Annotated in this window: 10 protein-coding genes; 9 read left to right on the top strand and 1 reads right to left on the bottom strand. The window is 51.7% G+C overall.

All coding sequences use genetic code 11. From position 1 onward, the window contains the following. Both Q3886_RS03815 and Q3886_RS03810 read left to right on the top strand, forming a co-directional pair. The coding region (locus Q3886_RS03815) for a GNAT family N-acetyltransferase (protein WP_301859841.1) at positions 1-474 on the top strand (474 nt) is incomplete at its 5' end. Between the two features lie 14 nt (positions 475-488). Continuing rightward, positions 489-944, top strand: coding sequence for a GNAT family N-acetyltransferase (locus tag Q3886_RS03810; RefSeq protein WP_301859840.1), 456 nt, complete (start codon positions 489-491; stop codon positions 942-944). Positions 945-1,011: 67 nt separating this feature from the next. Here Q3886_RS03810 and clpB read toward each other — a convergent pair whose 3' ends face one another. Then, entirely contained in the window at positions 1,012-3,606 is a 2,595-nt protein-coding gene (clpB, locus tag Q3886_RS03805) for an ATP-dependent chaperone ClpB (RefSeq protein WP_301859839.1), read from the bottom strand. A gap of 192 nt (positions 3,607-3,798) precedes the next feature. Here clpB and Q3886_RS03800 point away from each other — a divergent pair, with 192 nt between their 5' ends. From Q3886_RS03800 to Q3886_RS03770, 7 genes are all read left to right on the top strand, one after another. Then, positions 3,799-4,620 carry a tetratricopeptide repeat protein gene (locus Q3886_RS03800; RefSeq protein ID WP_301859838.1) on the top strand — a complete coding sequence of 274 codons (822 nt, stop codon included), beginning with the start codon at positions 3,799-3,801 and terminating at the stop codon, positions 4,618-4,620. A 79-nt stretch (positions 4,621-4,699) separates the two neighbouring features. Continuing rightward, positions 4,700-6,826 (top strand): excinuclease ABC subunit UvrB, encoded by a 2,127-nt coding sequence (uvrB, locus tag Q3886_RS03795; protein ID WP_301859837.1) that lies wholly within the window; start codon positions 4,700-4,702, stop codon positions 6,824-6,826. Between the two features lie 17 nt (positions 6,827-6,843). After that, entirely contained in the window at positions 6,844-9,705 is a 2,862-nt protein-coding gene (gene uvrA / locus Q3886_RS03790) for an excinuclease ABC subunit UvrA (RefSeq protein WP_301859836.1), read from the top strand. Further along, entirely contained in the window at positions 9,695-11,524 is a 1,830-nt protein-coding gene (gene uvrC / locus Q3886_RS03785; RefSeq protein ID WP_301859835.1) for an excinuclease ABC subunit UvrC, read from the top strand. Before uvrA ends, uvrC begins: the two co-directional genes overlap by 11 nt. A 66-nt stretch (positions 11,525-11,590) precedes the next feature. After that, positions 11,591-12,241 carry a DUF3298 and DUF4163 domain-containing protein gene (locus tag Q3886_RS03780; RefSeq protein ID WP_301859834.1) on the top strand — a complete coding sequence of 217 codons (651 nt, stop codon included), beginning with the start codon at positions 11,591-11,593 and terminating at the stop codon, positions 12,239-12,241. A gap of 90 nt (positions 12,242-12,331) precedes the next feature. Then, positions 12,332-12,493, top strand: a complete 162-nt coding sequence (gene rd, locus Q3886_RS03775; protein WP_301859833.1) for a rubredoxin — start codon at positions 12,332-12,334, stop codon at positions 12,491-12,493. Positions 12,494-12,578: 85 nt separating this feature from the next. After that, positions 12,579-13,613, top strand: coding sequence for an alpha-hydroxy-acid oxidizing protein (locus tag Q3886_RS03770; protein ID WP_301859832.1), 1,035 nt, complete (start codon positions 12,579-12,581; stop codon positions 13,611-13,613). Positions 13,614-13,685: the final 72 nt, after the last annotated feature.

The following is a 13,685-nucleotide window of genomic DNA, read 5'->3' as shown; positions in this document are numbered from 1 at the left end:
GAAACCTTTGCGCCATTATGCGCACCGGCTGATATGCAAGCCTATTTAGAACAGGCCTTTGCCAGAGAAAAAATACGGGAAGAACTGGAAAACTCCTGTTCTTCCTTTTATTTCTTGTATGCCGATACGAAGCTGGCTGGCTATATAAAGGTCAATGCAGCTCCAGCACAGACCGATCTGCATGATGAACAATCTCTGGAACTGGAACGAATTTATGTATCTCCTGTATTTCAGGGCTGCGGGCTGGGACGCGTTCTGCTGTTTCAGGCTGTTCGGCTGGCTAAGATGCAGCATAAAGCGTATATCTGGCTCGGCGTCTGGGAGAAAAATGCCCAGGCTCTTCGCTTTTATCGCAAAAATGGATTTTATGTCATTGGGACTCATTCTTTCTGGATGGGGAACGATGAGCAGACCGATTACCTTATGCGAAAAGATCTCCTAGTTAAAGAAGATTCTGTTTCTTATGATAGTTGAGAGAGGAGATAACGATGACCATACAATGTATTTCCCCGGCAGAACGGACACCTGCCCTTCTGGAACACTTAACTGCGCTGTGGGAGCAGTCTGTCCGGGAGACCCATCACTTTTTATCGGAACCGGAGATACTGGCTATTAAGCCCTGTGTGCCGCAGGCTATGACGGGCATCGAAACGCTGCTGGTTCTGAAGGAACACGATGCATTGCTGGGGTTTATGGGCCTGAACGGGAAGAAGCTGGAAATGCTGTTTCTTCATCCGAAGTTCCGGGGAAAAGGCTATGGCCGCCAGTTGATCGCGTATGGCATGGCGCACTATGGCGTTGATGAAGTGACCGTAAATGAGCAGAATCCCCAGGCTGTCGGCTTTTATGAACAAATGGGATTCTCGGCGTATAAACGGACAGCGCAGGATGAGCAGGGTGGTCCGTATCCGCTGCTGTATATGAAGCGGACAACGGAAATATAAAAAAAACGAGGAGGAAGTTCATGGTGTTCATGAACTTCCTCCTCGCTGTTTCATGCCGAGAGGGCGATTATTTTTTATCTTCATGAGGCCGTACAGGCGTGAAGGTAAAGGCTTTGCCGTCCCAGCCAATGGTTACCGTATCGCCTTCGCGAACTGTACCGGCAATGATGTCACGGCTAAGCGACGTTTCGACCGTATGAGTAATCAGACGGCGAAGCGGACGGGCACCGAACTGCGGGCTGAAGCCCTGATCGGCCAGCTGCTGCAAGGCTTCGTCTGTCCAGGCCAGATGAATCTTGACCTGTTTTTCCAGACGGGCACCCAAATGCTGCAGCAGAATAGCGGCAATGTTTTTGACCTGTTCTTTCTGGAGCGCTTTGAACACGACAATGTCGTCTACACGGTTGAGGAATTCCGGACGGAAGTACTGTTTCAGCAGTTCCCGAACTTTCTTTTCCGCTTCATCGAAGTTTTTGGCTTCCAGAATTTCGTGAGACCCCAAGTTACTGGTCATGATGATGATGGTGTTCTTGAAGTTGACAACCCGGCCTTTGCCGTCAGTCAGGCGGCCGTCATCCAGAATCTGCAGGAGGACGTTGAAAATGTCGGGATGGGCTTTTTCGATTTCATCGAGCAAGATGACGCTGTAAGGATGACGACGAACGGCTTCGGTCAGCTGACCGCCTTCATCGTAGCCGACGTATCCCGGAGGAGCCCCGATCAGACGAGATACAGTATGTTTTTCCATGTATTCCGTCATGTCAATACGAATGATGTTGCGTTCATCATCGAACAGCGCTTCTGCCAGGGTCTTGGCCAGTTCTGTTTTGCCGACGCCAGTAGGGCCGAGGAAGATGAACGAACCAATAGGACGGTTCGGATCTTTAATGCCTGCACGGGCACGGATGATGGCATCGCTGACGACCTGGACAGCTTTGTCCTGGCCGACGACCCGTTTATGCAGCGTTTCGTCGAGGTGGAGCAGTTTTTCCCGTTCGCCTGTGAGCATCTTGGTAACCGGAATGCCGGTCCAGCGGCTGACAACCTGGGCAATATCTTCTTCGCCAACTTCTTCTTTCAGAAGCTGCGAATCCTGGTGAGCAGCGACGTATTTTTCCTGTTCCTGCAGTTCCTTCTGCAGTTCAGGCAGCTTGCCGTATTTCAATTCCGAAGCCTTGGCCAGGTCATAGTTGTGTTCAGCCTGTTCCATCTGGCCTTTTACGGAGTCAATTTCTTTCTTAATAGCCTGCGTGCGGAGAATGGACTGTTTTTCTTTATCCCACTGGGCTTTTAAGGTCGTTTCTTTTTCTTTCAATTCCTGTTTGGTTTCAGAAATCTTGGCCAGACGTTCTTTGGAAGCTTCGTCGGTTTCTTTGTTCAGCGACTGTTCTTCAATTTCCAGCTGCATGATCTTATGACGAAGTTCGTCAATTGGCGTCGGCATGGATTCGATTTCTGTACGCAGTTTAGCTGCAGCTTCATCGACCAGGTCGATGGCTTTATCCGGCAGGAACCGGTCGGAAATATAGCGGTCCGACAGGACAGCAGCAGCGACGAGGGCATTATCACGGATACGAACGCCATGATGGACTTCATACCGTTCTTTCAGACCACGGAGAATGGTGATCGTGTCTTCTACAGACGGCTGGTTGACCATAACCGGCTGGAACCGACGTTCCAGAGCGGCATCTTTTTCGATGTATTTCTGATATTCATTCAGCGTTGTTGCACCAATGCAGCGCAGATCACCGCGGGCCAGCATCGGTTTCAGCAGGTTGCTGGCATCCATGGAGCCTTCCGATGCACCGGCACCGACGACAGTATGGATTTCATCGATAAACAGGAGAATCTGACCATCTGACTTGGCAATTTCATTCAGTACGGATTTCAGTCGTTCTTCGAATTCGCCACGGTATTTGGCACCGGCAATCAAAGAACCCATGTCCAGAGAATACAAGGTCTTGTTTTTCAGCGATTCCGGTACGTCACCGCTGACGATACGGCGGGCCAGTCCTTCGACGATAGCTGTTTTGCCGACACCAGGTTCACCGATAAGAACCGGGTTGTTCTTACGACGGCGTGACAGAATTTCTACGGTACGGCGAATTTCATCGTCTCGGCCAATGACCGGGTCGAGTTTGTGCTTCCGCGCAGCTGCCGTTAAATCACGGCCGTATTTTTCGAGAGCTTTGTAGTTGCTTTCCGGATTATCGCTGTTGACGCTGCCTTTGCGGTTGGCTTTGATCGTCGACATGATTTTGTCTTTTGCCAGGCCGAATTCACGGCACAGGGACTGGACGTCATCGTCACTTTCTTCGACAATGCCTAACAGCAGGTGTTCTGTGCTGATGTAATCATCATGCATGGAATCAGCTATTTGCTGGGCTTTGCCAATAACCCGGACCATTTCTGTCGACATGGAGAGCTGACTTTGACCGTGAACAGACGGGATTTTCTTAAGCAGCTGTTCCAGCCGTGCCTGCAGCATAGGCAGGTCCGTATGGCATTCAGAGAAAATCGTTGCCAACAAGCCTTCCGGTTCTTTTACCAGACCCATGAGCATGTGAACAGACGTAATTTCCTGATTATAATGGAGTGCAGCAGTTTGCTGCGCTGTTTGAAACGCATCGATTACTTTCTGCGTATATTTTTCATTTCCCATAGCGAAGACCTCCTTACGTATAGGGAGTGTTTGTTGATTACTTGAGTTCTTTTCTCAAGCTCAATTCTTATTATAATCACAAAAGTCAAATAGTCAATAGCCTAAAAGATAAAATTTAAAATTTTCTTGTTGAAATGTCAGGGCACTGGTATAATTCCCATAGAAACAGAATGGAGAAAGGATATGCAATACATGACAGAAGAACGACAAATGCTGGAACTGGAGAAGAAGGCCTTTGCCGGTGACCGGGAAGCGCAGTGCCAGGTCGGTGATATGTATTTTTTTGCTGCAGAAGATGATAATACCCAGACGTATGCGGAAGCGGCGTACTGGTATGGCATGGCGGCCCGCCAGGATCATGCTGTGAGCCAGTATAATCTGGCCTATCAGTATGAACAGGGCCTGGGAGTACGGCAGGATTGCCAGCAGGCGGCGTACTGGTATGGCCGGGCAGCGCTGCAGCAGTATGGACCGGCTGCCAATAACCTGGGGCATTTGTATGAAAATGGCTGGGGTGTGCCGCAAAGTTATGAACAGGCCCTGCGCTGGTATGAACTGGCAGCGGACCTTGGCGATGCAGACGGACAGTGTAATGCCGGCATTATGTATCAGTTTGGCTACAGCGGCGGCAGTGATTACAGCCGGGCAGCGTACTGGTATGGCCGCAGTGCGGCTCAGGGGAATTGTATTGCCCAGAACAACCTGGGGTATTTATATGAAATGGGCTGGGGCGTAGCCAAAGACGAGCAGCGTGCGGCTCAATACTATGAACAGGCAGCCTGGGCCGGTGACGGACCGGCGCAGAACAATCTGGGCGTCCTGTACCGTGACGGCCGCGGTGTCAAAGAGGATCTGCAGCAGGCGGCATACTGGTTTTCTCTGTCTGCAGCCAGCGGCTATACAGAAGGCATAAAGAATTACATACAGGCCCTGCGGACCGGCGCCGGCGTGCAGCGTGATGAAGAGCAGGCAGCGTACTGGCAGTCTGTGCTGGACGGCGAGGATGTCTGGTAATATGTACATATGTTTGCAATCGTGCTATACTGAGTACCATCAATATTAGTATTGTTTTATAAAACTGGGAGAATGGCGCATGAATATACAATCTCATTTAAGTAAAGATTACGACACGTCTCATCCGTTTCGCGTCGTCGCACCGTATCAGCCTATGGGGGACCAGCCAGCTGCCATTGCTTCCCTGGCTGACGGCGTCCGTTCCGGACAGTGGGCTCAGGTACTGCTTGGCGCAACGGGGACAGGCAAGACCTTTACCATGGCCAAGGTCATTGAAGCAGTTCAGAAGCCGACGCTGGTCATTGCTCACAACAAGACTCTGGCCGCTCAGCTTTGCAGCGAATTCAAGGCCTTTTTTCCGGATAATGAAGTGGCGTATTTTGTCAGTTATTACGATTATTACCAGCCAGAAGCATATATTGCCTCGACGGATACATATATTGAAAAAGATGCGTCTATTAACGATGAAATTGACAAACTTCGCCATTCGGCGACGATGAGTCTCTTTGAACGGCGCGATGTCATTATCGTTGCGTCTGTGTCCTGTATTTACGGGTTAGGCGACCCGGAAGACTACAGTGAGCTCGTCGTATCCCTGCGGCTGGGGCAGGAAAAGCCACGGGAAGAAATTCTCCGCAAGCTCGTCGATATTCAGTATTCCCGCAATGACATGAATCTGGAACGGGGGACCTTCCGTGTTCATGGCGATACGATTGAAGTCTTTCCGGCAGCCTTTGACAATTCTATTATCCGCATTGAACTTTTTGGCGATGAAATTGACAGGCTGACTGAAGTGGACGTTCTTACCGGGGAAGTCGTGGCTGAACGCAAACATGTGGCCATTTACCCGGCCAGTCATTATGTAACGACGAAAGAAAAGATGGAACGGGCTTTGGGCACGATCCGGACTGAACTGGACGAACGGCTGGCAGTCCTGAAAAAAGAAGGCCATCTGCTGGAAGCACAGCGCCTGGAACAGCGGACGCGGTATGATATGGAAATGATGGAGGAAATGGGCTATTGCTCGGGCATTGAAAACTATTCCCGTCATCTGGCTGGACGCAAAGCCGGAGAAGCACCGTATACACTGCTCGATTATTTTCCTGACGATTACCTTATCATGGTTGACGAATCTCACGTTACGCTGCCGCAGCTGCGGGCCATGTATGCCGGGGACCGGTCGCGGAAGGAAAATCTCATTGAATACGGATTCCGCCTGCCGTCGGCACTGGACAACAGGCCTCTGAAATTTGAGGAATTTGTAGAGCGGATTAATCAGATTATCTATGTCAGCGCGACCCCGGGGCCCTATGAGATGGAAGTGCAGACCAATCTGGCCCAGCAGATTATCCGGCCTACAGGACTTCTCGATCCGAAAGTAGAAGTTCGGCCCACTGCCGGCCAGATGGATGATCTGCTCGGAGAAATCCGCCGCCGTACGGAAAAGAAAGAACGGGTTCTGGTAACGACGCTGACCAAAAAGATGGCTGAAGACCTGACGGATTACCTGAAAGAAATGGGCGTCCTCGTCCGGTATCTTCATTCCGATATTGCTACCATTGAACGGGCAGAAATTATACGGGATCTGCGGGCTGGCGTGTTTGACGTTCTCGTCGGCATCAACCTCCTTCGCGAAGGGCTGGATATGCCGGAAGTATCGCTCGTTGCCATTCTGGATGCCGACAAGGAAGGCTTCCTTCGGTCCGATACGTCTCTGATTCAGACCATGGGGCGGGCGGCGCGCAATGTCGACGGTACGGTCATCATGTATGCCGACAGGATTACCGATTCCATGGCCCGGGCTATAGACGAAACGCAGCGCCGCCGGGATGTGCAGGCTGCGTATAATAAAAAGCATCATATTACGCCTAAATCTGTAAAAAAAGACGTCGTCGATCTGATTGAACTGACGAAAGTAGCGGAAGCACGAATTGACTACGGCAGTCAGCAGGACGGGACGTTGACGCGGGAAGCGCTGCAGAAAGTCATTCGCACGGTTACGCAGCAGATGAAGACTGCCGCCAAGAATCTGGAATTTGAAAAAGCAGCCGCTCTGCGGGACCGGCTGGGACAGCTGCGAAAAGAACTGAGTGCTGCCAGCGGCGATGATACGCTTCCCAAAGAGATGCGGAGCAAGGATATGCCCACGCCCCGGTACAGGCGGAAAATCAAACGCCCTGATGCGCGGCGGCGCAAGAAAGAATAAAGGAGAACAGCAGAACGATGGAGGAAAAATATATTGTCATCAAAGGTGCCCGTCAACACAATCTGAAAAATATCAGCCTGTCTATTCCCCGGGATAAACTGGTCGTCTTTACGGGATTGTCCGGCTCAGGGAAATCTTCTTTGGCTTTTGACACTATTTATGCTGAAGGACAGCGGCGGTACGTCGAATCCCTGTCGGCCTATGCCCGGCAGTTTTTGGGACAAATGGACAAGCCTGATGTCGACTATATTGAAGGCCTGTCGCCGGCTATTTCCATTGACCAGAAGACGACGAGCCGCAATCCCCGGTCTACTGTGGGGACTGTTACGGAAATATACGATTACCTGCGCCTCCTGTATGCCCGGGTAGGCGAAGCGTATTGTCCGTCCTGCGGCAAGCCGATTCGGCAGCAGACAATCGAGCAGATGGCTGATGCTGTCATGGCCCTGGGAGACCGGGAAAAGGTCATGATCATGGCGCCTGTCGTTGAAGGCCGGAAGGGCACCCATCAGAAGCTTCTGGCCCGCCTGGTCAAGGAAGGATACGTGCGCGTCCGCGTCGACGGCGAAGTGTATCTCCTTTCTGATGATATTCCTCTGAATAAAAATAAAAAACATACCATTGACGTAATTATTGACCGGCTGGTCATTAAAGAAGGCCTGCAGACCAGGCTGACTGATTCGCTGGAAACGGCGGCTAAACTGGCAGACGGCATTGTCCATGTACTGCGCATGAGCACTGGCGAGGTGCTGACGTTCAGCCAGCATTTTGCCTGCCCGGACTGCCACGTAAGTCTGCCGGACATTGAGCCGCACCTTTTTTCCTTCAACAGTCCTTTTGGCGCCTGCCCGGCCTGCTCCGGCATTGGCAGCACCATGGAAGTAGACGTCCACCTGGTACTGCCTGATCCGCACAAATCCTTTGCAGACGGTGCCATTGCCGCGCTCAGCAGCAATCCTGATTCCTGGTTTATGCGCCAGCTCGGAGGCCTGCTGAAACCGCAGGGGTTTACGCTGGACAACTGCTTTGCCGATTTGCCGGAAGACCTGCAGCATAAGGTGCTGTGGGGTTCAGATGATACGTGTACTTTTGAATATGAAAATCTGCGGGGCGAAGTCAAGCAGTACGAAACGGCCTTTGAAGGGGTCGTTCCCATGGTGCGCCGCCGGTACCGCGAAGCATCGTCTGATATGATGCGCGACCAGTTTGGTCAGTTTATGTCGGTCAAGCCCTGTACGGCCTGCCACGGGACACGGCTGCGCAAGGAAGCACTGGCCGTAAAGATCGGCGGCCTGAATATTGCCGAGCTTACAGACCTGACCGTAAGCGATATGCTGCATTTCTTTGATACCCTGAAGCTGACGGAAAAGCAGCAGCTTATTGGCAAACAGATTTTTAAGGAAATCCGGGCCCGCCTGACCTTCCTTCAGACTGTAGGCCTGGAATACCTGACCCTGTCGCGTACGGCAGGTACCTTGTCCGGCGGCGAAGCCCAGCGAATCCGCCTGGCTACACAGATTGGCTCCGGCCTGGTAGGGGTCCTGTATATTCTGGATGAACCGTCTATTGGCCTGCACCAGCGGGATAATGACAAACTGCTCCAGGCGTTGAAGCGGCTCCGCGATCTGGGAAATACCCTGATCGTCGTCGAACACGATGAAGATACGATGCGGGCTGCTGATTTTCTCGTCGATATTGGCCCGGCTGCCGGGGAAAATGGCGGCCATGTCGTTGCCCAGGGGACCGTGCAGGATATTATGAACTGCCCTGAATCCCTGACAGGTCAGTATCTGAAAGGGGATAAATTCATTCCCGTACCGGAAGAGCGCCGTCCAGGCAATGGCAAAGTTATTCAGATTATCGGTGCTGCCGAACATAATCTGAAAGGCATAGATGTATCCTTTCCCTTGGGGACGCTTACAGTCGTAACCGGCGTATCCGGCTCGGGAAAATCGACGCTGGTCAATGAAATTCTGTATAAAGGACTGGCTGAAGCTGTATATGGAACGCTGCACCGGCCAGGGAAGTTCAAAAAAATGCTGGGTGCTGAACATATTGACAAGATCATCAATATTGATCAGTCGCCTATTGGCCGGACGCCGAGGTCTAATCCGGCGACGTATACAGGCGTATTTGATGTGATCCGCCAGCTGTACAGTCAGACGTCAGAAGCGAAAATCCGCGGCTATAAAGCAGGGCGGTTCAGTTTTAACATCAAAGGCGGCCGCTGTGAAGCCTGCCGGGGTGACGGCATTATCCGCATTGAAATGAATTTCCTGCCTGATGTATACGTGCCCTGTGAAGTCTGCCACGGCGCGCGGTATAACCGGGAAACGCTGGAAGTCAAATATAAAGGGAAAACCATTGCCGATGTACTGAATATGACCGTAGATGAAGCGTGCCAGTTTTTCGCCCATATTCCCCGTATTATCAATAAACTTCAGACCCTGCAGGAAGTGGGCCTGGGGTATATCCGTCTCGGCCAGTCGGCGACAACCTTGTCCGGCGGCGAAGCGCAGCGTGTCAAACTGGCATCGGAATTATCCAAACGGAGTACAGGCCGGACGCTGTATATTCTGGACGAACCGACGACAGGACTGCATGCTGCAGACATTCACAAGCTCATGGATGTACTGCAGATGCTTGTAGACGGCGGCGATACAGTCGTCGTTATTGAACATAATCTGGATGTCGTAAAGGCAGCAGACTATCTGATCGACCTTGGTCCGGAAGGCGGCGCCGGCGGCGGGACCATTGTAGCGACAGGAACACCGGAAGAAATTTGTCAGGTTCCTCAGTCCTATACGGGACAGTTTCTGAAGCCTGTGCTGGAACGGACGAAAAAACTGATGGCCAAGGGGAAGCATCATGGCGCTTAGTGAAGCAGTACTGGATAAAGTACGCAATCTGACGACCCAGCCTGGCGTATACCTGTGGAAAAATGACAAGGGACAGATTATTTACGTAGGCAAGGCGGTTAACCTGCGCAACCGCGTCCGCAGCTATGTCCGCCGGGATGTAAATCGGGCGCCGAAGGTAGCGGCCATGATAAGCCACGCCGCCGACGTGGAAACGATTGTCGTCGCCAACGAGATGGAAGCGCTCATTCTGGAAAATACGCTGATCAAAAAACATCGGCCGCGGTATAATATTATGCTCCGCGATGACAAGACCTATCCGTATATCAAAGTGACTGTACACGAAGACTATCCGCGCATTTTCATGACTCGCCGCGTCATTCGCGACGGGGCGCGGTATTTTGGCCCTTTTGCCGATTCCGGCGCCGTTCACCGCGTCCTCAAGCTCATGCAGCGGACCTTTCATATTCGCTCATGCCGCATTATGAATACAGACCGTCCGTGCCTGCAATATCACCTGCAGCACTGTGATGCCCCCTGTGTGCATTACATTACGAAAGGGGATTACCACGAACTGGTGCAGCAGTGTCTGGATATTCTGGAAGGACGGAATACGACGGTAATCCGGCAGCTGCAGCAGCATATGGAACAGGCCGCAGAAGACCTGCAGTTTGAAAAAGCCGCCATGTACCGCGATCAGATTGAAGCCGTCAAGGTGATTCAGGAACAGCAGAATATTACGACTGTCGGCGGCGGTGACATGGATGTGCTGGGCTTTGCCAGCGATGCCGGACAGACATGCGTGCAAATCTATGCCATCCGGAGCGGCAAGCTCATGGGCCGGGAAACGTTCAGTCTGGAAAACAGTATGGACGAAACGCCGGCGGCGCTGACGACAGCCGTTCTGGATCAGTACTATACGGCAGAAGCCTTCATTCCCAAAGAGATTGTCGTCGCAGCCGTGGAGGACCAGGCGGAACAGGAACGGCGCCTGAGCATGCAGAAAGGCGTGCAGGTAGCCCTGGTTATTCCACAGCGCGGCGTAAAGCGCAAGCTCCTGGACATGGCTGAGGACAATGCCCGGGTCCTGCTGGAACAGCGCCGCCTCCAGTGGCAGCATGATACGGACAAGACCAGCGGCGCCGTTGAAGGGCTGGCGCGTATTCTGGATTTGCCCCGTCTGCCGGAACGGATGGAGTGTTTTGATATTTCCCATACCCAGGGAATTGAAACGGTGGCCTCCATGGTAGTGTTTGAGCACGGCCGGCCGGCGAAGCAGGAATACCGCCGGTTTAAACTGAAAACAGTACAGGGAAAACCAGATGATTTCAAATCAATGGCCGAAATTATGGGACGCCGGTACAGTGAACGGGACTGGCCGGAACCGGACCTCATCGTCATTGACGGCGGCAAGGGACAGCTTCATGCAGCCCTGCCCATTATTCGCAATGCCGGCTGTGAAGCACCGGTTATCAGTCTGGCCAAGCGTATTGAAGAAGTTTTCGTCGAAGGCCGCAGTGATTCCATTATCCTCAGCCATCATACGCCGGAACTGCAGCTTCTTCAGGCTATTCGCGATGAAGCCCATCGCTTTGCCATTACGTATCACCGCAGCCTGCGGGGCAAGCGCAGCCTCGTATCCATCCTCGACCATGTTGAAGGCATTGGTCCGAAGCGGCGCAAAGCGCTGTGGACGGCCTTCAAGTCACTGGAAGATATGAAGGAAGCCAGCGTGGATGACCTGGCAGCCGTACCGGGCATGACCCGGCAGGCTGCAGAAAATGTGTACTATTTTTTCCGGCTGGGAACCGATGAAAAACGCAATAAAGTTATGATATAATAGAGTCACAACAAAACTACATAGAACATAGAACGCAGTCTCAGGTTCTTTGGAGAAGGAGGAAGTATGATGATAAAGAAAAAAGTTGCAGCCCTGCTGAGTGCGGCCCTGTTTATTACCTCAATGGCTCTGGCAGCGGATCCGGCTGTAGTACAGGACGGGCAGAAAGCCGTATACACCCGGGACAATGGCAGTACGCTGACTATACAGTATCCCCAGGTCACTGTTGCCGGCAATGATGCAGCCAGTCAGAAAATTGCCCAGTATTTTATGGAAGAAGAACAGAAAGCCAAGAAATTCTTTGATAAAGAAAGCCTGGTCGGCATGAAGATGACCGAAGAAAAATCCTATGTGGTTACCCTGAATGACGGCAAGTATCTGTCTATTATCGATCAGGGTTATTTGTATTTTGACCGGGCTGCCCATCCGACGAGCTGGAAAAACGGCGTTACTTTCGATTTGGCAACAGGCGAACGGCTGGACTGGCAGGATCTGGTTCGGCCAGAAGATGCCAAAGCCTTTACGCTGAAAAAAATTAATGATAAAATATTCCTCAGCAAATATGTGTTGTCACGGTACTTTGACGGCCTGACGGAACTGCCGAAAAACTACTACCTCGATAAAAATAAGACGATCCACTTCCTGTTCGGCCAGTACGAAATTGCTCCCTACTCAACAGGAATTGTCGATATTGATATGGGAAAAAAGGCCCAATAAGGTTGCAAAATGGCAATGAGTATGATACCATGTATAAAGTAATGAGCAGTAAGTAATAATGTTTACTGGTTATTTTAGGAGGATGAAACGATGGATAAATACGAATGCACAATTTGCGGTTACATTTACGACGAAGCTGAAGGCGATCCCGATAACGGCGTAGCAGCAGGCACGAAGTTTGCTGATCTTCCCGATGGCTGGGTATGTCCGACCTGCGGCGCTGATAAAGACGCTTTTGTCAAAATGGACTAATTGTCAACACCTCGTGTAAAAGCTTGTTGTCTTGTGGTATACTCAAGACAGCAAGCTTTTTTTGTTGTTAAAGGAGGTTGGTACTATGAATATGAAGGAAATACAGACAGCAGCCAGAGAAAAAATGAAAGGCTGTCATGTCTGTCCCCAGTGTAATGGCAAAGCCTGTGTCGGCATGATTCCCGGCTTTGGCGGACTGCGCACGGGACGGTCGTTTATGCGAAATCTGGAAGCCCTGCAGGAATATGGACTGGTCATGCGCAGTATGTCCGGCGTAGAAGAACCGCGTACAGAGCTGCCTTTGTTCGGCCATACCTTGAGTCTGCCCATTTTGCTGGCTCCTATTGGCGGCATTGTTTTAAATGCCCAGGTAGAAGGCGATCCGGCAACGGTAGAACAGGAATATGATGAAGCTATTACGCAGGGCGCTATGGATGCAGGAACGATGGCCTTTACCGGTGACAGCGGCGTAGCCTATATGTATGCGTCTGGCATTGCATCCTGCAAAAAGCGGCCTGGCGTCGTCATTCCTACGATTAAGCCCAGAGAAGATGATCAGATTATTGAGCGGGCCGTGTTAGCCGAGCAGTCCGGTGCTCCCGCCGTAGCCAGTGACATTGATGCGGCCACACTGATTAACATGCGTATTTTTGGTCAGCCTGTAGGCCCCAAAAGTGCGGCCAGCATTGCGAAAGTTGCCGCTTCCGTGCAGATTCCCTTTATCGTCAAGGGAATCATGTCGGCTGAAGAAGCCGTAGCCTGTGCAGCTGCCGGAGCTCAGGGCATTGTGGTCAGCAATCACGGCGGCCGTATTCTCGACGGCATGGCCGGAACGGCCGATGTGCTGCCGTCCATTGCAGCTGCTGTAAAAGGGCGCCTTACTATTTTTGCTGACGGCGGCGTGCGCAGCGGGGAAGATGTCCTGAAGATGCTGGCCCTTGGCGCCGATGCCGTACTGGTAGGTCGTCCGGCTGCTGTAGCGGCTATTGGCGGCGGCGCTGCCGGAGTCAAGGTCTTACTGGATACGTTGAAACGCGAACTTTGTGATGCCATGATGATTACAGGCGTGCAGGACGTTCGTCATGTACCGGCTCATATTGTACAAAAATTAAGACCCTAGCAGACAGAACCCATGTACCTTCTTGAAAAGAGGTACTTGGTTTTTATATTCTCATTTTCATCACCCTCTTGC

The sequence above is a fragment of the uncultured Megasphaera sp. genome, assembly GCF_958350005.1.
GTDB lineage: Bacteria > Bacillota > Negativicutes > Veillonellales > Megasphaeraceae > Megasphaera.
This window is presented reverse-complemented; position numbering and strand designations above follow the sequence as displayed.

Coding starts and splice junctions, on each gene's coding strand:
- rd (WP_301859833.1), top strand. CDS start 12,332: ATGGATAAATACGAATGCACAATTTGCGGTTACATTTACGACGAAGCT.
- uvrA (WP_301859836.1), top strand. CDS start 6,844: ATGGAGGAAAAATATATTGTCATCAAAGGTGCCCGTCAACACAATCTG.
- uvrB (WP_301859837.1), top strand. CDS start 4,700: ATGAATATACAATCTCATTTAAGTAAAGATTACGACACGTCTCATCCG.
- Q3886_RS03800 (WP_301859838.1), top strand. CDS start 3,799: ATGACAGAAGAACGACAAATGCTGGAACTGGAGAAGAAGGCCTTTGCC.
- clpB (WP_301859839.1), bottom strand. CDS start 3,606: ATGGGAAATGAAAAATATACGCAGAAAGTAATCGATGCGTTTCAAACA.
- Q3886_RS03770 (WP_301859832.1), top strand. CDS start 12,579: ATGAATATGAAGGAAATACAGACAGCAGCCAGAGAAAAAATGAAAGGC.
- Q3886_RS03810 (WP_301859840.1), top strand. CDS start 489: ATGACCATACAATGTATTTCCCCGGCAGAACGGACACCTGCCCTTCTG.
- uvrC (WP_301859835.1), top strand. CDS start 9,695: ATGGCGCTTAGTGAAGCAGTACTGGATAAAGTACGCAATCTGACGACC.
- Q3886_RS03780 (WP_301859834.1), top strand. CDS start 11,591: ATGATGATAAAGAAAAAAGTTGCAGCCCTGCTGAGTGCGGCCCTGTTT.